Origin of the sequence: Mesorhizobium sp. LNJC405B00, assembly GCF_000502615.1 — a bacterium.
Classification (GTDB): Bacteria; Pseudomonadota; Alphaproteobacteria; order Rhizobiales; family Rhizobiaceae; genus Mesorhizobium.
Genome location: NZ_AYWC01000012.1, coordinates 131,600 through 152,786 on the forward strand (window position 1 = coordinate 131,600; position 21,187 = coordinate 152,786).

Genomic DNA, 21,187 nt, shown 5'->3' on the forward strand with positions numbered 1-21,187 from the left:
GATCTCATCCAGCCGCCTCGCCAATCATGTCCACGACGGCATGGATCAGCGCCTCGTCCTGAAAACTACTCTTGGTCAGATAATAGTCCGCACCTGCGTCGAGCCCGCGCGCGCGATCTTCTTCCCGATCCTTGTATGAAACGATCATAATGGGTGTGTTCTTGAGATCAGCGTCCTTTCTGATCAAACTCACTAGCTCGATGCCATCCATGCGAGGCATGTCGATGTCGGTGACGACGAGATCGAAAGGACCAGACCGGACGGCATTCCACCCGTCCATGCCGTCTACCGCCACTTCGACCTCATAACCGTAATTGCCGAGCATCTTGCGCTGGAGTTCGCGAACCGTCAGTGAATCGTCAATTACGAGCACGCGCTTGCGCCTGCTCGCTTCGGGACCGCCCGCGGCGCGCCGAAGAGCTCGAAATCCGCTGGACGATGCAAGCTTTTCCACCGATCGGATCAGATCGTCGACGTCGAAGATCAGAACAGGCGAACCGTCTTCCATCAGGGCCGCTGCGCTGATGTCCTTGATCTTGGCAAACCGTGGATCGAGAGGTCTGATCACTAACTCGCGTTCCCCGAGAAAACGGTCAACGATCAGGCCGTACGAATCGCCCCGACCCGCATCCACGACGACGACCGATAGTTCGTTCGGTTCCGATCCGGGCTCACCTCGATCGAGCACCTCGCGAGCGGTGACCAGCCCGATCTGTCGATCGTTCAATCGAAAATGCGGCCGGCCCTGCAGGACGTTGATCTCCGTCCGCTGCAGTTTCAAAGTCTTGGAAATGGCAGCGAGTGGAAAAGCATAGGGCTCTCCATCGACATCGACGAGCAGCGTGCGCAGGACCGACAGTGTCAGCGGCAATTGCAGTTGAAATCGGGTTCCGTGGCCAAATTCTGAGGAGACGCTTGCGACTCCCCGGACTTCCTTCGTCATGGCTTGCACTGCATCGAGCCCCACACCGCGACCTGAGACGTCGGTAAGGCCCGCTTTCATGGAAAAGCCTGGCAGAAACAGAAACGCGAGCAATTCGCTTTCGCTGAGTGTTTCAGCACTTTCCCTGGTTGCAAGTTGCCGGGCGACGACGGTCTCGCGCAGCTTCGAGAGCTCTATCCCCCTGCCGTCGTCCACCACGGCTATCTGCAGCAGCCCGGCATTGTGCCTCGCTTCGAGCCTGATGAGCCCCTCTTCGGGTTTGCCCATCGCGAGGCGCTCCTCAGGCGGTTCAAGCCCATGGTCTACAGCGTTGCGCAGAAGGTGCCCCAAAGGGGCATCGAGCTGCTCGAGGATATCGCGGTCGATGCCGGTCGAGCCGCCTACGATCTCCAGTCGCACCCGCTTGCCAAGGGTACGACCGAGGTCGCGGATCATTCTCGCATAGTGTCGCACGCCGTCCTCAAAGGGCCGCATCCGGCTCGCCAACGTTTCGTCGTACAATCTGTTGGCAAGATCGGTCGCTTTCCGATCCACTGAATCCAACTCATCGAAACGCTCCGCCAGGAACGCTTGGCTCAACCGAAGCTTTCGCTGCGCTTCAGCCAGCGCCTCCACCACCGCCGCATCGTTTGAAACCGGCGGCAGCACTGCATGAAGATTGTCGAACGCACTTGCGAGGTCCGATTGAAGTCGCTTCAGCCGTAGCAGCCCGTCAGCGAATGGCCTGAGCCGCCGAGCTTCCATCAGCGACTCGCCAGCCAGCCCGAGCAATCGGTTCAGGCTGTCTGCCGTCACCCGAACCATTCTATCAGAGCCGATGCTGCCGTGGGCTTGCGGTACCGCCCCAACGAGGAGGTTCGCTGAAGAGGTCGTCGCCAGTTGCTCCTGGGCATGATCTGGAGTTGCGAAATCAGCTGCAGAATCTTGGGGCCCGGGCTTTGCCTGGGGGAGGGACAACCCCTCGAACTTCGCGAGAAAGGTTTCGACTTCTGAGTTGGCGCTCTCGCTCGATGATCCCGATGCGATCAATTTCAAAAGGTCAGAACCTTGCAGAAGCGCATCTATATGCTCCCGTCGCACCCTCAGATGCCCGCGTTGCGCTGCGACCAGGCAGTCTTCCATCGCATTTGCAACTTTGACTGCGGGCATCAGGTCGATGATGCGGGCAGCTCCTTTCAGAGAATGCGCGGCACGCATGCATGCTTCCAGAGCGTCGGCGGCGATAGGATCGCGTTCGAGTGCCAGAAGTCCAGAGGTTAGAGCCCGTGACTGCGTCTCCAGTTCGGCCTGGAAGAGGCTGAGCATCGAAACCTGGCTGAAGTCTTCATCTGTCATGCGATGCTCCGATCCAGCATCGTGAGCAGTTGTCGTGGATCGAGACAGCCAACAGCTCGTCCTTGCCATGGCAGCACGGCAACCGTAGCGGCCGACAGTGCCTTGCCAATCATGGCCGGAACAGCGAGAGTGTCGCGTTCCTGGTACCGATGTAAGCCGTGGATCTCATCAACCATAAAAGCAACCCGCTTGTCGCGCTCGCCTACCACGACAAGGCGGCGAAATACCTTGGTTCGTGTGCCTTGTTCCCCTTCCTTGCGCTCGTCTATCCCGAGCAATTCGGCCAGGGACAGGCAAATGAGCAATTCACCACGGACATTCGCAATGCCGAGCAGTGCACTGTTCCTGCGATGTGGAAGTGAATGAACGCGACGAGATTCAGCCACTTCATGAAAAATACCGACCGGAAGTGCCAGCCATTCCTCCCCCAAACGGAAGAGAACGGCCGTCTGCAGCGCGTCGCTGTCTGCCGAATCGATCCCTGCACGACCAGCGTTGTCAGGCCATTCGTCGCGAGATGCCGAGGGAGCTGCACGGTCGAGGAGGCGTCGTGCGACCTTCTTGTAGGTCGGGCAATTGCGGCAGTGGAGATGCTGCTCTAGTAGCGGACATGACTTGTCACCCCGTACGCCTATTTGCCGCCAGCAGTCGTTGATTTCGATCTCCTCCACCGGCTGAGCGATCCTTGTCGAAGCCGCCATCAACTGCCGCTCCTTTTCTGGACCCGACCCAGCCGGCCGGCCAGCGCCTCGGCGCCGTTATGGTCGCCTTGCTTGCTAAGCAGCAAGGCCAGATGGACAAGAGCTTCTCGATGATTTGGCGCGAGATAGAGCGCCTTGCGATAACTTTGCGCGGCTTCGGGTGCAGAACCATCCGCATCCTGGACGAGGCCCAGCAGGTAGAAGATTTCTGCGGAAGGACCGAACTCCCTGAGATGCGCCAGGGCGACCTCCTGTGCCTCCTTTACGCGTCCTGCATTGGCGATCCGTTCAACCGCGATGAGGCTTTCCGAGGCGCGTGCAAGCGGCTTGGCCGGAGCCTGCCCGCGGCCTTCATTGCCAATTGTCGGTCGGAACGGACGAAGAGGCTCGCTCTTGTTGACCTTAGGGCTTGGCGTCCGCACCGGGACGGCGGCCGAAACCTTCGGCGCCGTGGTCTTGACGGGCTCCGATTTCAGAAAGGCGAAGGCCAATGGCCATTCAGCGGAAAGAAAGCCATGCACCCTTGGAAGAGCTGCTTCCGCCGGACCGACCAGAAGAAGTCCATCTTTGGCCAGCAGGTCCTTCAGGCAGATCAATGCGCGATCCTGCAGCTCTCGATTGAAATAGATCAGCAAATTGCGGCAAAGCAGGATGTCATAGACCTCTTGCCCGAAAGGCGCGTGAGAACCGAACAAGTTTCCTACCATGAACCGAACCTGTTTCAGCACCCCAGCAACAGGCCGCAACCCGCCCTCGGCCGCTTCGAAATAGCGATCCTTGAATTCTAAATGGCTGCCGCGAAACGAATTGCGGCCATAGATGGCGTGTTCAGCCGTCGCGATATTGCGGCTGCTGACGTCCACGCCATCGATCTTGAACTCATGCGCCTCAAAGCCGGCATCGAACATGGCCATGGCGACCGAGTAAGCCTCTTCGCCGGTTGAACATGGCAGGCTCAGGATTCTTATCGGCTGAGCAGGCTTGTGCGCGCGCGCATGCCGCGCCAGCATCGTGAACGCTTCTCGGTCGCGAAAGAACCAGGTCTCTGGGATCACCACCGCATTGATCAGCTCCTGCGAGGAACCGGCCAAGTGTTGCCTATAGGCCTGAGGGTTGGTTATCCGGCATGCTTCCATCCGTTCTCTGACCGCCTGACGAACCACTGTCGGACCAACGCTGGCACTGTCCAGTCCAATCGTTTCCGTCAGGAGCTTTTCTATTGCTCCGGTCATTGATCACCTATTGCCGCCTGGCGGAGCAATGCGGTACGAATCTCTTCCGAAAGCAGCGCTTCCACTTTGACCCACTGAATGATCTCCAAACCATCGGAAGCCACCGGCCCAAGATAGGGCGGGGTTCCTGGTTCCAGTCCGAACGGCGCGAAATCGGCCGGGTCTCGCTCGATCGTATCCGTCACCCGTTCCGCGATCAGCCCCAGCAGGCGTCGCTCGCCATCATCCGCCGGATAGCGCGTCACAACGATCCGGGTGCTCAACAGGCGCTCCGATGGTCGGCCAAGCGCAAGAAGGGTGACATCGATCAGGGGGATGGGTATTCCGTTATAGCTGACCAAACCCACCACACCAGTTGGCGCACCCGGAAGAACTTTCACGTCGATATAGGGCAGCACCTCTTCAATTTTGTGGACATCGATCAAGTAGCGATCCGGACCCATGTTGAAGGCGAGGAATAGCATTGTCACCTCCTACTGCCGGCTCGCTATGCTCGTAGCTTGAACCTCGATATGCTACTTCGCATGCCGCCTGAGACTTGATTGAGCTCGTCGATCGCGAGCGTCGATTGCTGAAGGGACTCGACTGTTTGCTGAGCTGCCTCGCTTAGCTGGGTTAGCGTGTCGCTGATCTGCCCCGCGCCGGTCGCCTGTGCTTGCATGCCTTCATTGGCGACTTCGAAACGTGGCACCAGCCCCTGAACCTGCTGAATGATCTCGAAGAGTTGCCCGCCGACCTGCTGGATGTCCTGCATACCCCGACGGACCTGCTCGGAAAACTTGTCCATGCCCATCACCCCGGCCGCGACTGCCGACTGGATGTCCTTGACCATTTGCTCGATATCGTAGGTGGAGACAGCTGTCTGGTCCGCGAGCCTTCGGATTTCCGTCGCCACCACTGCAAAACCCCGGCCATATTGGCCTGCCTTCTCCGCCTCAATGGAAGCGTTGAGCGACAACAGGTTCGTCTGATCGGCCACTTTGGTGATGGTCGTCACCACCTGATTGATGCTGCCGGCTTTCTCGCTCAGGATCGCCAGTTTGGAATTGATCGCGCCAGCCGCTTCCATGACCTGCTGCATGGTTTCTTCCATACGGGTCAGCCCCGCTTGCCCCCCGCCAGCCACGGCAGCGGTTTGTTCGGCAACTATGGAGACCTCGTTCATCGTGCGGACCAGTTCGTTTGATGTGGCGGAGATTTCCTTGGCTGTCGCTCGGATTTCTGTTGTGGTCGCTGCGATTTCAGTCGCAGTTGCCTGCTGTTGCTTGGAGGTGGCGGCGATCTCAGTTATCGACGTGCCGACCTGTATGCTGGACCTTTGAACCTGACCAATGAGGGTTGTGAGATCGTCCGCCATTGCGTTGAAGCCGTCGGCAAGCACGCTGAATTCGTCTCGGCGCCTCAGATCGAGCCGTTCGCTGAAGTCGCCTTGCCGCATCAATTGAACCGCGTCGACCAAACGGGTGAGCGGACCTGTAATGGCGCGAAACAGCTGGTAACCCAAAAGAAGGGCTAGCCCGAGGGCTATCAACAAGCCAACGCTCAAACCGACTTCGGCCGTTCTGACGATCGAGCTGATCCGCTGCGTCGCGCTGTTTGCCTCGCCTCTGTGATCCTCAACCATGGCCTGCAGAGCGGACTGCAATTTTACAAAGATCGGCTCTACTTCGTTCTTGATAGCTGGGCTTTCATTGGGAGTTTCACCTTTCGACAAGGCAGCCCGGCTTGTTTCCAGCACAGCAGTTTCAGCCAGACGGAATTGGTTGGCGAGTTGTTTGACGGCTGCATAATTCTGCTTGTCGATATCGGAGACGATCGTTGCCTCATAGTCGTCCATCGACCGCTGCACCTGGTTGCGATTGGTCGTGATCGCGTTTGCAACCGTGCTTCTGTCTGCCGGGTTGTCCTGAAGGGCATATTCCTGAAGCAGACTATGGGCCGCCATCTGGCCCGTCATGATCTCGGTACTGTGATAAAGGTCCGGAAGGATGCCCTTCTCGACCTCAGTCGCCTCCTCCCCCGCCTGAAGAAACCAGGCGTACGCGATGAGGGCTATCACGGACATGACCACCAGAACGGCTGCGAAACTGACGAGGATGCGGTGGCGTATTGTCAGACTCTTCATGGAACCGGTTCACCAATGGGGGGCATCGTGGGCTGCGCGACAAGCGCTCGTTCCGACATATTCGAAAAGGTGCGTCGAAAAGCGGTAGTCTGATGCTGAATGGTTTCTTTTCCGTTCCATAGCTAATGATGGCGAGGCGGCTCGCCAATCGGCGCCGCCAGAAGCGGTGGTCAAAGGACGACTGCCGTCCACGCACATCAGCCCGAGATCGGCTGGATGGCACGCCGCGTCAGGAGGAGCGTGGACGAGCTGCTTGAGGCCACGAATTGAATGACTGCTTAGGCCAGGTCGAGGCAAGAAAGCCGACGTCCTGCTTGCTGCCCCTAAGCTGCCAGGCGGGAACGCGCCTCATATCAGCCGTCCAGCATGATCGTCGCACTGAAAGCGGATCGCCGAAACCACATGTCGCAACTGGCCAGCGCGTAGATTGGCGCCGAGTACGGGTTCGACATGCGCAGGTGACGATAACTAAATGGCAAGCGCCCCCGCCTGAGGCCCCTCAGGACTAAAATGATCTTGAGACAGTTTCAAATGCGCATCCTCAAGCGGCGGCCGCCAACCGCACAAGGATGAGCACAACGTGACGAGCGCTCTGGAGCGTAGAGGGGACTAACCCGACAATCCCTTCCTTTGCGACATTGCGGCGGGGAAAAAGATTACGAGATGGAGCAGGCGTATTGCCAAAGGGGTCCAGCAGCGAGAGTTCGCGTTTTCCGCCTCGGCTGTGAACCCGCTTCCATTCGCTGATCTTGCTCAGGTCGAGGTCTACTTGCCATCGAGGGCTCATGTCCCAGCTCATAAGCAGGCGGTTCGGTAGGTCTCGGCCAGCACACGGCCCGGTGGCACTCCTGGGGTCCACACCGCAGGTTCAAACTGACCACCGACCCAGGGTTCGAAGACCGTTCCCGATCGGAACACCGAGCAGATTGTGCTCGCTCTCCCTCAAGTTACTGAAATCTTCGTGAAGACATTGAAGGCGTCGCAAAGGACGCCTCGACAACGACGGAGTCGCTTTAAGGGCCCGGCCACCGGATGCTTAGATCTCGTTGACAAGGGGTGCTATGGGATCATAACGTACCTAATTGGTATAACAGGTATGCCACATGATCGGAGTTCTGATCAAACAGCGGAAGCTTTCGGACGAGGTGGCAGCGCACCTCGAGCGGATGATCCGAGAGGGAGAGTTGGCCGAAGCCGACCGTCTCCCATCTGAACGGGAACTCATGCGGCAGTTCGGGGTAGGGCGGCCTTCCATCCGTGAGGCCCTGCTGCATCTGAGCAAAATGGGCCTTGTCGAGATAAAATCGGGGGAGCGTGCCCGCGTCACTCGACCCACTCCTCAATTCGTGATCGACGCCCTTTCAGGGCCGGCTCGGCACATGATTTCGGCGCCGGGAGGGGTTCACGACTTCCAGAGCGCGCGGCTGTTTTTCGAGGTCGGTCTTGCCCGCAACGCCGCTGTGCATGCTACCCCGGAAGACGTTGAAAGCCTCAAGGAGGCGCTCGAACTCAACCGGCAGTCGATCGGCGATCTGGCGCGCTTCGAGCGCACGGACGTAGACTTCCATTACGTGCTGGCGGTAATCACCCGCAATCGGATCTTTACAGCTATTCACGCGGCCTTAGCTGAATGGTTGCTCGAACAGCGTCGCACCACATTGGCCAAGGGTGAAGACCGCAAGGCTTACCAGGCTCATCGCGAAATCTTCGAGGCCGTCGCCGCGCGCGATCCAGACGCGTCAGAGGCGGCCATGCGCAGCCATCTCGAATATGTGGCCAAGCGGTATCTGCAACTTGCGAGGCCCAAGTGATGACCGGATTTGTCGTCTGGGTCGATTTCCGCCTGAGGCCTGGTGCCCGGGACAGATTCCGTGAACTAGTCGACGCCAATGCGACCGCCTCGATGCGCACCGAGGCCGGCTGTCGCCGCTTTGACGTGACGGAGGCGCGCGGCGAACCGGATCGGGTCCTGCTCTATGAGATTTACGATAGCGAGGCCGCATTCGAGGACCACTGCCGCACCGCTCATTTCGACGAATTCAATACGCAGAGCGCGCCGCTCGTCGTGACCAAGTTGGTGACGACCTGCGACCTCGTTCTTGAAGCCACGCATTGAAGCGAACATAGGCGGATTGGCCCATTGGGGCAAACGGGAGGAAGTGCATGTCGGAGCCAAGTCTCAGGGCGTTAGCTTCTCACAGGCGGGTCAAGCTCGGTACGCTCGTCGCCGAGTTCGCCACGCCGGGAATCGGTCACATCCTGAAGTCCGCTGGCTGCGATTTCGTCTTTTTCGACATGGAGCATTCGGGATTTAACTTGGAAACGCTGAAGAGTGCGATCCGCTATTTCGAGGCGGCTGACCTGCCGGTCATGGTGCGTGTGCCATCGCAGGACTACCACTTCCTTGCCCGCGCCATGGACATGGGCGCCGAAGGCCTGATCGCGCCGATGGTGAGCAGCGTCGAACAGGCGCAGCACATCATCAATTCCATGAAGTACCACCCTGCCGGCGCCCGCGGCGTGGCGCTGCAGATCGCTCATGACCGCTACCGGCCAGGCTCGGTCGCTGATAAATTCGAGGCCGCCAACAAGCGCTCGACGTTCATCTGCCTGATCGAGACCGCCGACGGCGTCAAGAACATTGACGGCATCGCGGGACTGGACGGGGTCGATTGTCTGTGGGTTGGACATTTCGATCTGTCCGTCTCGCTCGGCATTCCTGGCGACTTCGCCCACCCCACTTTCACTGCTGCAATGGCCAAAATCGTTGCCGCCGCCAAGAAGCACAACAAATCGCTTGGACGCTTGGTGCCCAACGTCGCCCAGGGACACGAGTTCTACGCAAAGGGCTTCGATTTCATTTGTTATTCAGGCGACGTTTGGGTCCTGCACGACGCGATCGCCGACGCGGTTTCCAAGATCCGGGCCGGGTGCCAATAGGAGCGGAGGAGACGATGGACAGCGTGAAATTCAGGGTGGCGCTTTCCGGTGATTTCCGCAGGCCGGACGGCTCGCCGACCTACCCAGATTTCGATCTGGAGCCGCTGCGCAATGCGACAGCTGTCGAGATGGTGTTCCTGGAGTCAAACAGTCCGCTTCGCGCCGACCAACTTGAGGATTTCGATGCGCTGATCCTCCTCGCCCATCGTTTCGATGCCACGAGTGTGCCCAGGAGCGGCCGCCTGGCCGTCGTTGCCCGCTTCGGGGTCGGCTACGACACTGTCGACGTTGAGGCATGCACCGCAGCCGGTATTGCCTTGGTCATCACGCCCGATGGCGTGCGACGGCCCGTCGCCGTATCCGTCATCACCTTCATGCTGGCGCTGACCGGCAAGCTGCTGACAAAGGACGCGCTCACCCGCAAAGGGTCTGTTGGTTTTGAGAAGCGCTCCGAACATATGGGGGTCGGCCTCGTCGGGCGTACGCTTGGGTCGCTGGGCATCGGCAACATCGGTGCCGAGGTCTTCCGCTTGGCGAAGCCCTTTGACATGCAATTCATTGCCCATGACCCGTTTGCCGACAAGGGGGTCGCTGCCGACCTGGGCGTCGAGCTGGTAGGGCCGGAGGATCTGTTTCGCCGCGCCGACGTGCTGTCGGTGAGTTGCCCCCTGTCACCCCAGACCCACCACATCGTCAATGCCGAGCGGATCGCCCTGATGAAGCCGACAGCTTACCTGATCAACACCGCGCGCGGCCCGATCGTCGACCAGAAAGCGCTGACGCAAGCACTGCAGGAGCGCCGCATCGCCGGCGCCGGTCTCGACGTGCTGGAACAAGAGCCTCCCGACGCAGACGATGCGATCCTCAAACTCGACAATGTCATCCTGGCGCCGCACGCGCTTTGCTGGACCGACCAGTGCTTTGCCGGCAACGGTGCGGCGGACGTCAAAGCGGTAATGGAGGTGCAGCGCGGTCGCGAGCCGCGCGGCGTGGTCAATCGCGAGGTGCTTTCGAGCGAGCTGTGGAAGACCAGGCTGTCTGGGCTCGCCGCCCGCTTTGGAACCTAGGAGTGACACTGATTTTCGGCGCGCCGCCGCGGCCTGTTTGCGGCGACCTTACGGGAGGAAATGCTTGACCGCTGCGCCGGCGGACGAGTGAAGCAAAAGGAAAATGGGAGGACCAAGCACTATGAACGATCGTGAAAAACGTGACTTTCAGGCAGGTCTCGAAGCAGAGGTCGACGCCTTCATGCGCGGCGAAACCACCCGCCGAACTTTCATCACCCGCTTCGGTCAGATGACCGGCATGTTGGCCGTGTCCGGCCCGCTGCTGGGGATGATGACCGATTGGGCGCTGGCGCAGCAAACATTGGAATTGGCGGACGCCACGTCGCCGCTCGGCCAGGCGCAGGCCGCAGCCCTGAAAGCATCGAAGGAAGGGCCTGCGGACGGTTCCGCCTTTCGCGCGGCGGAGGCGGCCAAGGCGCATTCGGGCGTCACCCTCAACATGACCTACGAGGCTGGCCTGCAGGCACTCGACCCGCGCAATTTCAGTGGGCCGATGTGGGAGCAGCTTACCGGGATGAAGTCGAATGTCGTCGAGCTGTCGAACCCGGACCAGTACTCCAAGGCGGTCGCCGAGCACATCGCCGGCTCGGGTGCCTATGACGTCCTCGACATCTCGCCGGCCTGGACGCCGTCGCTTGCCGATGGCGGCGTCATCGCCCCGCTAGACGACTACATCGCCAAATACATGAACCCGGCAGACCTCGAGGACTATCATCCCCTGTACAAGGCGCTGCCGACCTACAAGGGCAAGATCTGGGGGTTCTTCGACGACGGCGACATGTTCGCTCTCTACTACCGCAAGGACATTTTCGAGGATCCGAAAATGATGGAGGCTTACCAGGCGAAGTTCAACGCCAAGCTTGGGCCGCCCAAGACATGGGAAGAATATGCCCAGATCGCCCAGTTCATCACCGACCAGATGGCGCCAAAGGTCTATGGCGCGGGACATTTCCGCAAGGCGGGCAGCCCCGGCAATCAGTTCGACTTTCTGCAGCAGTACCGGGCCAACGGCGGAAAACTCTTCGGCGACGACATGAAGGCAGGTTTGGTTTCGGATGCCGGCGTCAAGACGCTGACAAACATGCTCGCCGCAAACAAGGCCTCGATCCCCGGCAACAACGAGCTCGACGCCGTCTCCTTGTGGGCGGCTTTCCTGACCGGCAAAGTCGCGATGATCTATTCCTGGCCTCCTAGCGGCCGTATGGCGGCGAACTATTCGCAGTCGGCCACGGCAATCAACTTCATTCCGCAGTCCCAAATCGCCGGCAAGGTCGGCTATGCCGTGGTTCCGGGAAATCCGGAACATGCCACCGGCTACAACAAGGCACTGTCGGCCGACTCGCCCAACCCTGAGGCGGCGTATCTGTTCATGCAGTGGGTATGCTCGCCACCCGTCTCGCTGGCACGTTGCATGCTGCCCTACGCGCTACGCGACCCGTACCGCATCTCGCACTTCAAGTCCGAGCTCTACGGCGCGCTCTTCCCGAGTGCCAAGGAGTACCTTGCCAACCTCAACAACTCGGCAAACGTCGGTCTGCTCGACCCGATCATGCCAGGCGCGCAGGACTACTTCTTGAGCATCGATCGCATGTGCACGGCGGTGTGGGCTGGTGCGGATCCGAAGGCGTCGCTTGAAACGGCGGCCGCCGAGTGGAACGAGACGACCGACCGACTGGGTGTGGATTCGCAGAAGGGCTTCTACACCGAGTTCTTGAAACTGCCTGGCGCCACCGCCGACAACACGGTGGAAAAACTTGGCATGGCGGTCACCCTCTGAAGGGAGGCGGACTCTCTGGAGCAATTGGTGTTGCGGGCGCTTGGCTCGCAACACCTCCCCGCTAAGCGGCGATTGGATACGCCTATGCAGCCCACAGCCACGATCCGCCATTTGAAGGCCGCCGGCGCACCGCCCCGGCTGTCTGCCTTTGCCCAATGGGCTGACCGTCATTTCAAGTGGCTGCTGGTCGCCCCCGCTGTGCTGCTGATATTGGCACTGTCGATCTATCCGCTTCTGTTCTCGCTGGTGGTATCCTTCATCAACTACGACTTCCAGGTGCCGGGCCACGCCTTTGTCGGATTGAAGAACTTCGAGCGGGTCGTGTTCGATCCCGTAGCACGTTGGTCGCTGTTGCTGACAGCATCGCTGTCGGGCATCAGCGTCGCTATAGAGTTCGTTCTCGGCCTCCTGGTGGCGCTGACAATGGTGCGCAGCTTTCCGGGCCGCGGTGTGATCATGTCGATCCTGATCGTGCCGCTGTTCATCAGCCCGGTCATCGTTGGCCAAGCCTGGACGCTGCTCTTACAGCGGCCTTTTGGACCGACCAACTATGTCCTGACGCAACTATTGGGGCAGGAGGTTACGATCGGCTGGATGACGGAGCGCCCGTGGCTCTACGTCTCGCTGATCATCGCCGATGTCTGGCAGTGGACGCCGTTCATGTTCGTCATCCTGCTCGCCGGGCTGACCGCAATCCCACCCAATCTCTATGAGGCGGCAGAACTCGACGGCGTCAACGCCTGGCAGGTTTTTTGGGCGATCACGCTCCCGCATCTCGGGTCGATGATGCTGCTGGCGCTGACCTTCCGTCTGCTCGACGCAATCCGTATGTTCGATACCATTTTCATCATGACAGGGGGTGGCCCAGGAACACAAACCTACACGGCCTCCTATTATCTTTATACCATCGGCTTCACGCAGTTTCATCTGTCGCAGGCAACAGCAGGAAGTTGGCTGTTCCTGATCTTTACGGCGCTCATCGTGACGTTGCTGGTGCGTCGGCTCTTGAAGGTAGAACCGGTCTGATGGCCGCCGTCGCGCCCGCCCGCCGCAGGAAACGCCGGTCGTTGCCGATCGGCCGAATTCTGCTGCTGGGGTTCTTCCTGGTGTTCGTGATGTGGCCGCTCTACTGGATGTTCAACACCTCCATCAAGCCCAGCGACGACTACCTCACCGTACCGCCTGTCTGGTTCCCCGCCGCTCCGACGCTTGTCCACTACAAAGCTGCGCTGTTCGCCTATCGTGGTCTCGACGGGCTCATCAACAGCCTGATTATTTCGCTTTCGGCCACGGTGCTTTCGGCACTGATAGGCACGCTGATGGCCTATAGTCTGGCGCGCTACGACACGGGCGGCCGGCATCTGTCCTTCTGGGTGCTGTCGCAGCGCTTCCTGCCCCCGATCGGCATTGTCCTGCCGGTATTCCTTATCTACCGCGGCGTTGGGCTGTACGATACCCATATCGGGCTGATCATAGCTTACACGGTCTTCACGCTGCCGGTGTCCGTTTGGATGATGTTTGCTTATTTCCGCGGCATGCCGAAGTCGATGGAGGAGGCGGCCCTCGTCGATGGCTGCACGAGATGGGAGGCGTTCTGGCGCGTTGCCGTGCCGCTGGCAGCACCAGGCATTGTCGCGGCGGCTGTCTTCGCCTTCATTGCATGCTGGACGGAGTTCTTCTTCGCTCTGATCTTGACCAGCCGAACTGCCTTTACGCTGCCAACGGTCTTCCGCGCCTTCATCGGCTTCCAGGGCGCGCAATACGGCGAAGCCGCGGCCCTTGCCATCGTCTCCCTTGTGCCATCGATCGCCCTTGGAGTGCTTGCTCAACGACATCTCGTGCGCGGGCTGACGCTCGGCGCCGTTCGCGGATAGGAAGGGAAGGCATGGCCGAAGTCAGAATTACCGGCTTGCACAAGCGCTACGGCGCGTTCCATGCCGTGCGCGGCATTGACCTCCACATCCGCGACGGCGAGTTCACTGTCCTGGTTGGGCCCTCCGGTTGCGGCAAGAGCACTCTGCTGAGGACCATCGCAGGACTGGAGGAGAGCTCACAAGGCACGATCGAGATTGGCGGCGAGGTGGTTAATGATTTCCGGCCGCGCGATCGCGACGTGGCAATGGTGTTTCAAGATTATGCGCTCTATCCGCATATGAACGTGGCCAAGAACATTGGCTTCGGCCTCAAGGCTCGCAAGATGCCGAAGCCAGAGGTCGAGGTGCGCGTGGCCGAGGCGGCACGCATGCTTGGGATCACTCCGTTGCTGGGGCGTTTTCCGCGCCAATTGTCCGGTGGCCAACGCCAGCGCGTCGCCATCGGCCGCGCCATAGTCCGCAACCCCCGCATCTTTTTGTTCGACGAGCCGCTGTCCAACCTCGACGCACAACTCCGCGACGAAATGCGCGGCGAAATCAAACGCCTTCACCAGGACATTGCGACAACGATGATCTACGTCACCCATGACCAGATCGAAGCGATGACGTTGGCTGACCGCATCGTGCTGATGCGNGCTGATGCGCGACGGGTTGATAGAGCAGCAGGGCGCGCCACTCGAGTTGTTCGAGCACCCGGCCTCAACGTTCGTCGCTGGGTTCCTGGGTTCGCCGCGGATGAGCTTCCTGCCAGGTACCCTTGCCTTGGACGCAGGCGCCGCTGCCATCCGGCTCGCGGATGCACTGCTGCCTTTAGCGCGCGGCAGGGGGCTGAAGGGCGTCGCGGACGGACAGCAGGTGCTGCTCGGGTTGAGGCCAGAACACCTCACTCGTGCGCACACTGCAACGCCGGAGCAGGGCACGTTTCGCTATGAGGCAACGATCGACCTGCTGCAGCCGACCGGCTCGCGCAGTTACGCGACATTCCGACTGGCCGGCGTGCCGGTGATGGCTGAGCTGCAGGCGCACGATGTCAGCCGTCCGGGCGAGAAGCTTGCGATCGACATCAACATGAACCGGGCCTCGATCTTCGACGCCACGACGGAGCGCGCAATTTGACCTCGGCAGCTTCCCTGGCAGTCCGCTTGTGTGGCACCGAAGAGCTCGAGGCACCGCTGCGCACACTGCGCGCCGGATCCTTGTCGGTCGCGTTCGACAATGGGGCGTTGCGTTACATCCACGTCGGGACGATCGAGATCTTGCGCGGAATCTCGTTTCTTGTACGGGACGAAAACTGGGGAACATGTACCACCGTTCTCGATGATCTCCGGATCGACGAGAGGCCGGATGCGTTCGCCATTGAATACCGTGCAACATGTGCCGCAACATCCGGCCGCCTGATTTACCGGGCGCGCGTCTCAGGCAGTGGCGATGGTGCGCTGTCGTTTGTGGCGGAGGCAGAGCCCGAGACTGACGTTTTGACGAATCGGACCGGCTTCGTCGTCCTTCATCCGATCGAGGGCTTAGCCGGCAAGCCGATAAAGGTGCTGCATGAGGATGGTCACGACGAGCTATCGTTCTTTCCGGACCACATCGATCCAAAATGTCCGTTCACCGACATCCGGGCGTTGTCGCACGAGATCGCGCCTGGGATCTGGGCGACATGCACCATGGAGGGTGATGCCTTTGAGATGGAGGACCAACGCAATTGGTCTGACGCCTCCTATAAAACATATGTCCGCCCTCTGCGTCGCCCGTGGCCTTACAGACTGCCCAGGGGCCAGAAATTCACGCAGGCCGTCCGGCTTCACGTGTCAGGAACGCTCCCTGCCGGGACGTCTGAAAATCGCAATCCACTCATCAACCTGACCATCGGCGGACCGGTCGGCCGAGTGCCCCGCACTGGCGTCGGCGTCGCCGCCGACGAGGCAAAGCACGCGCTCGAAACCCCCGAGCTCCTACGACGAATGGCTCCCCAGTGGATGGTCTGCCAGGTCGATCTCCGGATCGCACACGGCCAGGACGAACTAGAAAGCTACGCCGCGCTCGCACGGCTGACCGGCGCTGGCGTGGTCCTCGAGATTGTCACCAAGGGCACGCGCGATCCATTCGGCGAATTGGCGCCGGTCGCGGATGCTGTCCACTCACTCGGCCTCAAACTAGAAGCTGTCTCCGTATTTCCGGCGCAGGACATGACATCCGTACAGCCGGGAGCACCGTGGCCGACTATGCCCAGCTTCCACGAAAGCTACTCCGCTGCTCGCCGGGCTTTCCCAGGCATCGCGCTGGGCGGCGGCATGGCCGCTTACTTCACCGAACTCAACCGCAAGCGTCCGCCAGCCGAAGCGCTCGACTACGTGACCTTCACCACCTGTCCAAGCGTGCACGCCGCAGATGATGTCTCGGTGATGGAGACACTTCAGGCAATCCCCCATCTAATCCGCTCCGCGCATGCTTTCATGGGGGAACGCTTGCCACTGCGTATCGGTCCCATCCAGCTCGGCTGCCGTGAGAACCCATACGGAAGGAAATCCACTGCGCCGAATGAAGCGAACGCTCGCGTCTGTCTATCGCGCATTGATCCTCGTCAGCGCGGGCTGTTCAATGCGGCTTGGACTGTCGGATATTTCGCGGCCTGCGCTCGCGAAGGAATCGAGGCCGTCGCGTTCGGTGACTTCGCTGGCCCCTTTGGCCAAATCCATAGGAAGGCTGATTTCGTGCAGCCATGGTATGACCAGCAGGATGGCCCAACGGTCTATCCCGCTTTCCATGTCTTGGCTGGTCTCTCAAAGCTCGGCGGAGCCACCTTGCTGTCCGTAGGAACTTCCGGCTGTGACGGCGTCGTGACGATCGCGGCTGAAAAAGATCGCCGCGTGACCCTGTGGGTCGCTAACCTTACCGCCAAGACGCAATCTGTGCGGCTTTCGGATTCGCCGAGCAGCGCCCGCATTGCTCTTCTCGGCGCCGAGCAGTTCGAGCGGGCGGCAACCGATCCCGACTTCATGGAAAGTTCCGCAAGACCGCTGGATGATCAAAGCATCTCGCTTGGCGCCTACGCCGTCGCGCGAGTCGACCTCGATCGATCGTCTTAGGCCTAGCCGATGTTCGCTGTTTGGCCAAACCCCCGTCAAAGATGAGGGTGGTAGTTCCATACTCTAAGGCAGCGCGTGGGATCCATCTCGCTTATACGTTCTACTATCGCCACGGCGACCAGGCTCGCCAGGTTCCGCCTGCCGAGACGCGAAGTTTTGAGGCCGCTCGCGCCGAAGCGATCCGTTGCGTAATCGGCCTGTTGGCTGATCTGGGCGATGACGATATGACCGGATGGTTAGTGCGCATGCGCGATCAGGCAGGCAACGAGCTTTGCACGATCAGCGTCTGCGAGGCCGAAGCCGCACCGCAAAAAACGGAAACAAGCCGGTTAGGCAGCACCGCTCACGTCTGTGTCGATACGCCAGCCCTTATTCAATTAGATCGTCGCCGGTCGGAACTTTTGTGATGTTGAGCCCTTGTCCATTGAACAGTGGAGGTACCAATGGCTAACCTAGGAAAATTGGCGATCGCGATGCTCGGCGTCTTGGCATACCAAAATCGCGACAAGATCGGCGACATGATCCGTGGAGCGGGCGATCGCAACCCAAATGATCCGCAAGGCGGGATTCTGGATCAGCTTTCAAAAGGCGTTTCGGGGACCGCGCTTGGCGATATTCTCGACCGGTTCAGAGGGGCAGGCGCCGGATCGAAGGTCGATTCATGGGTAGGCACCGGGCCGAACGAGCCGATCCAGCCAAGCGAGGTGGAAGCAGCCATAGACGAAGACACCCTGACTTCCCTCTCGATGCAGACCGGCCTATCGCGCGAGGAGCTCATAAGCCGGATCACGCGAGATTTGCCTGAGGCCGTCAGCAAGATGACGCCTACTGGTGAATTGCCCGTTGAGGCGCCGAAAAGCTCCGGTGAGACGACCTTGCTCGACGACGTGCCATCGCACAGGACGCAAGCGAATTCAGGCGGTCAAAGCGATATCTAAGGTGACGGCTATCCATCAGGGAGAGATACTAAATCGTACTGGCGCGCGAGTTGGCATGATCGGGCAGGGCGGTCACGGTGGTCATACAGCAAACGTACTTGCCGAGTTGGATCTATTGGCCGCGCTACTCGATTCCCGCTGGCGCATTCCAGGCACATCAATTCGTTTTGGACTGGATGCGCTCGTAGGTCTGGTTCCCGTACTCGGAGATGCGGCGACGGGCATTGTCTCGGCCTACATCGTCTTGCGAGCTCGAAACGTCGGTGCCGGAAATGGGTTGGTCGCCCGCATGCTAGGCAACGTGCTGCTGGATACGCTCGTAGGAAGTGTCCCAATTCTCGGCTCGATCTTCGACGTCTATTTTAAGGCGAACAATCGCAACATCACTCTGTTGCGCCGTCACATCAACAAGTGAGGCGGATAACCAATCGTCGCGATGCAATTCTTCTAAAAGGCTCGGAACCGACAGGGGCGCTGGGGCTTGAGTCGCGATTCCTGGAGTCGCGAGCATATGACCAGTGCCATTGACCGGCTTTCGTTCATCGAGTTCCAATCGCCCACACTGGTCGAGAAAGCTCCCGAAGGCGGAGATTGGCTTCACGAGATCAAATATGACGGCTACAGGACGCAGCTGGTCGTTGAAGGCGGAAAGGCGCGAGCATTCACGCGTCGCGGCTACGATTGGTCCCACCGTTACAAGAGGATTGTTCAGGCCGCGGCAAGCTTGCCGGTCAAATCCGCTATCATCGATGGTGAAGCTGTCGTCCTGGGCGACACCGGTCTGCCGGACTATCAAGCCCTGGAACGTGAGCTGGGCAACCCAAGTTCGCTGCGGATGACTCTCTACGCTTTCGACCTCCTGTACCTCGATGGCCGTGATCTACGGGAACAACCGTTAGTGAAGCGCAAGGCTGCGCTGAAGAAGCTGCTGACCGAAACCGAGCCAACCCTGACTTATGCCGAGCATCTGGAGGTGAACGGCAAGGATATGTTCGACCATGCCTGCCGGATGGGCATAGAGGGAATCGTATCGAAGCGAGCGGATGCTCACTACCGCTCGGGCGTCCAGACCAGTTGGGTCAAGGTCAAATGTGTCAAGAGCGACACTTTTCCAATCGTGGCTTTCGTCGAGAAACTTGGCGCGCAGCCGCGCCGCATCGCATCGTTGTACATCGGCAGGCGAGAGGGCGACCGGCTGCTTTATGCCGGGAAGGCCCAGACCGGCTATACGCTGGACGCAGCCCGGCGCGTTAGGGAGCGGCTTGATCCGCTTGTAATCGCCAAGTCACCGCTGTCGGAGCCGATCAAGAAGCCCAAGGCGACATGGGTCAAACCAGACGTTCTTGCCGAGGTACAATTCAGTGGCGTGTCTGACCGCGGCATCTTGCGGGAGGCGGTCTTCAAGGGACTACGCGAGGATCTTAAGGCAATCCCGCCCAAGCCTCCATCGCCCTCCAAGCGGAGGTCGGAAGGACAACACGGCGTCCCGCGCGAGAACATTCTCCAGCTGCTACCCGATGCGGTTGCACCTTCCAAGGAAGGGCTGGCAGACTATTGGCGGCGGGTCGCTGATCAAGCTCTAGTTCATCTGGTTCGGCGACCGCTGAAGCTGGTCCGCCACGCCTCCGGCGCAACCTTCTATCACAAGGGACCGCTACCTCGGATACCGGCGTCCGTGCACCAGCTCGGGGTTCAAAAGCGCGAAGGCGGCGAAGGCATTCGGGTATGGATAGATGACATGGATGGTCTGCTTGGCTTGGTCGAGATGGATGCCGTTGAGCTTCATCCTTGGAACGCGACGATTGACGACATCGAAAATGCGGACCGGCTCGTCCTCGACCTCGATCCCGGAGAAGGCGTCCCATGGGACGCTGTTATCGAGGCCACGCTGGCGCTACGGGGCATCTTGGAAGCGGCAGGCTTGGAGAGCTGGCCAAAGGTCACCGGCGGCAAAGGCATCCACTTGATGGCCCAGCTCGTTGCGAAGGTGACCCATGACAGCGCCCGGAAACTGGCCAAGTCGCTCGCCCACCGTCTGGTTGATACCGATCCTGACCGATACCTGTTGTCAGCTGACCCCGCAGCTCGAGGAGGCCGGATCTTTCTCGACTATCTCCGCAACGGACGGGGCAATACCGCAATAGGCGCTTTTTCCCCGCGAGCGCGGCCCGGCTTCCCAATTGCCCACCCGGTCACATGGAAGCAAGTCGAGGCGGGCATCCGGCCAGACGTTTTCACGCTCGCGCAGCCTTTCAGACCCGCTCGTCGAAAAGCCGCGTGATACGTCGCGACCATCAGCCGATATCAGCCCGTTTCTTGCCTCGCGTTCGAGCTTCTTCCGGTCGTTGCCGTGTTCTCTGATTAGCTCGCGGACCTGTTCTGGCGTGATACGATGCTGTTTGGCGAAATAGCGAACCTCATAATCTTCATCGACTGATACACGGTTGTGATCTCGAAAATCACGCTTGCTCTTATCGTCTGCCATTATCTTTCCTCCTGATCAGAGAAACAACGACCGACGTTGTATGTTCCCGGCCCCTCACTGGGGCCGCAGCCATTGCGAAGGTGATCTGGCGAAAGTTGGTTGGCCGAAGGCGAGGGTGATTTCGTTTGCTGTTCGGGATAGCTGACCGTTGATCGAGCCTGCCTGCGGGCCTCTTGGTTTTTACGACGCCAGTAGGAACCCAGACGGGTCGCAGATGATTCAGATGCGCATCCGGGCTATCAACGAGGATCTTGAGCAAAATGGCGGGCAGTGACCACGAAGGCGACAAAGCTGCGCTCCGGGAAAGCCCAAAGTTTCGTCTACGACGCATGACCCGGGTCACAGTGCCGAGGCACGAGTTGGACTTCATCACAAGGTCGGCCGCATAGACCACGCCGGAGCTCTCGCAATGTTGCAGAGGCATATGGGAGCTCGAGAGGCGGTCTTTTCGGAACTGATGGCTCGGCCAGAGCGCTAGACCAGCCATGTCTCGCCTTTCTTGGCGCCTCGATCAAAAACTGGAGGCCAAGAGTGGTCTTTCCAGAACCTGGTTTCCCTTCGATGAGATGGGAGCGGTTCCAGGCGGAGCCGCCACGAAGAATGTAGTCGAGCGGTAGTGTGCTGAGAGTTCTGCAAATTCGCTGAGAGGGGGCGGTCATGGCAGGCTGGTGATTGTTCACG

Annotated in this window: 16 protein-coding genes and 3 pseudogenes; 12 read left to right on the forward strand and 7 right to left on the reverse strand. The window is 59.9% G+C overall.

All coding sequences use genetic code 11. The features are described from left to right. Positions 1–4: 4 nt before the first annotated feature. The 5 genes from X756_RS143825 to X756_RS143800 are packed head-to-tail and all read right to left on the reverse strand — an operon-like array spanning position 5 to position 6,336. Positions 5–2,278, reverse strand: a complete 2,274-nt coding sequence (locus X756_RS143825; RefSeq protein ID WP_023730898.1) for a hybrid sensor histidine kinase/response regulator — start codon at positions 2,276–2,278, stop codon at positions 5–7. Further along, positions 2,275–2,979 (reverse strand): chemotaxis protein CheW, encoded by a 705-nt coding sequence (locus tag X756_RS1000000167960; protein WP_084569959.1) that lies wholly within the window; start codon positions 2,977–2,979, stop codon positions 2,275–2,277. The genes X756_RS143825 and X756_RS1000000167960 overlap by 4 nt, the downstream gene beginning before the upstream one ends. Continuing rightward, positions 2,979–4,211 carry a protein-glutamate O-methyltransferase CheR gene (locus tag X756_RS143810; protein ID WP_023730899.1) on the reverse strand — a complete coding sequence of 411 codons (1,233 nt, stop codon included), beginning with the start codon at positions 4,209–4,211 and terminating at the stop codon, positions 2,979–2,981. The genes X756_RS1000000167960 and X756_RS143810 overlap by 1 nt, the downstream gene beginning before the upstream one ends. Further along, positions 4,208–4,675, reverse strand: a complete 468-nt coding sequence (locus X756_RS143805; RefSeq protein WP_023730900.1) for a chemotaxis protein CheW — start codon at positions 4,673–4,675, stop codon at positions 4,208–4,210. Before X756_RS143805 ends, X756_RS143810 begins: the two co-directional genes overlap by 4 nt. A 23-nt stretch (positions 4,676–4,698) precedes the next feature. Next, positions 4,699–6,336 carry a methyl-accepting chemotaxis protein gene (locus tag X756_RS143800; RefSeq protein ID WP_023693326.1) on the reverse strand — a complete coding sequence of 546 codons (1,638 nt, stop codon included), beginning with the start codon at positions 6,334–6,336 and terminating at the stop codon, positions 4,699–4,701. 1,103 nt (positions 6,337–7,439) lie between these two features. On the opposite strand from X756_RS143800, the gene nanR reads away from it, so the two are divergent. The 12 genes and pseudogenes from nanR to ligD all read left to right on the forward strand — a co-directional run bounded on the left by nanR (position 7,440) and on the right by ligD (position 20,302). Beyond that, positions 7,440–8,147: a transcriptional regulator NanR gene (nanR, locus tag X756_RS143795; RefSeq protein WP_023693327.1), complete on the forward strand. Its 708-nt coding sequence runs from the start codon at positions 7,440–7,442 to the stop codon at positions 8,145–8,147. Then, the gene (locus tag X756_RS143790; RefSeq protein ID WP_023693328.1) at positions 8,147–8,452 is read left to right on the forward strand and encodes a putative quinol monooxygenase; all 306 of its coding nucleotides are present in this window, start codon (positions 8,147–8,149) and stop codon (positions 8,450–8,452) included. Before nanR ends, X756_RS143790 begins: the two co-directional genes overlap by 1 nt. A gap of 47 nt (positions 8,453–8,499) precedes the next feature. Further along, positions 8,500–9,276: an aldolase/citrate lyase family protein gene (locus tag X756_RS143785; RefSeq protein WP_023730901.1), complete on the forward strand. Its 777-nt coding sequence runs from the start codon at positions 8,500–8,502 to the stop codon at positions 9,274–9,276. Positions 9,277–9,290: 14 nt separating this feature from the next. Further along, complete coding sequence (locus X756_RS143780; RefSeq protein WP_023693330.1) at positions 9,291–10,343, forward strand: NAD(P)-dependent oxidoreductase; 1,053 nt, start codon at positions 9,291–9,293, stop codon at positions 10,341–10,343. Positions 10,344–10,464: 121 nt separating this feature from the next. Continuing rightward, positions 10,465–12,120 (forward strand): extracellular solute-binding protein, encoded by a 1,656-nt coding sequence (locus tag X756_RS143775; protein WP_023693331.1) that lies wholly within the window; start codon positions 10,465–10,467, stop codon positions 12,118–12,120. 30 nt (positions 12,121–12,150) lie between these two features. Next, on the forward strand, positions 12,151–13,146 hold the full coding sequence (locus tag X756_RS143770; RefSeq protein WP_245264565.1) for a sugar ABC transporter permease: 996 nt from the start codon (positions 12,151–12,153) through the stop codon (positions 13,144–13,146). Positions 13,147–13,187: 41 nt separating this feature from the next. Next, a complete protein-coding gene (locus tag X756_RS143765) occupies positions 13,188–13,994 on the forward strand; it encodes a carbohydrate ABC transporter permease (RefSeq protein ID WP_245264566.1) in 807 nt (268 codons plus the stop codon). Positions 13,995–14,005: 11 nt separating this feature from the next. Further along, positions 14,006–15,110, forward strand: a pseudogene (gene ugpC, locus X756_RS01000000165865) (sn-glycerol-3-phosphate ABC transporter ATP-binding protein UgpC). Then, entirely contained in the window at positions 15,107–17,083 is a 1,977-nt protein-coding gene (locus tag X756_RS143760) for a hypothetical protein (protein ID WP_023730902.1), read from the forward strand. Before ugpC ends, X756_RS143760 begins: the two are co-directional and overlap by 4 nt. A gap of 443 nt (positions 17,084–17,526) precedes the next feature. Next, complete coding sequence (locus X756_RS143750) at positions 17,527–18,021, forward strand: YidB family protein (RefSeq protein WP_023682271.1); 495 nt, start codon at positions 17,527–17,529, stop codon at positions 18,019–18,021. Between the two features lie 55 nt (positions 18,022–18,076). After that, complete coding sequence (locus X756_RS0135090) at positions 18,077–18,436, forward strand: DUF4112 domain-containing protein (protein ID WP_032998960.1); 360 nt, start codon at positions 18,077–18,079, stop codon at positions 18,434–18,436. Positions 18,437–18,532: 96 nt separating this feature from the next. Beyond that, positions 18,533–20,302 carry a DNA ligase D gene (gene ligD / locus X756_RS143745; protein WP_023730904.1) on the forward strand — a complete coding sequence of 590 codons (1,770 nt, stop codon included), beginning with the start codon at positions 18,533–18,535 and terminating at the stop codon, positions 20,300–20,302. Positions 20,303–20,353: 51 nt separating this feature from the next. Here the strand turns inward: ligD and X756_RS1000000167965 are convergent. Both X756_RS1000000167965 and X756_RS1000000167970 read right to left on the reverse strand, forming a co-directional pair. Continuing rightward, positions 20,354–20,506: pseudogene (locus X756_RS1000000167965) on the reverse strand (DUF3606 domain-containing protein); the annotation flags it as partial. 509 nt (positions 20,507–21,015) lie between these two features. Further along, positions 21,016–21,165, reverse strand: a pseudogene (locus X756_RS1000000167970) (ATPase domain-containing protein); the annotation flags it as partial. Positions 21,166–21,187: the final 22 nt, after the last annotated feature.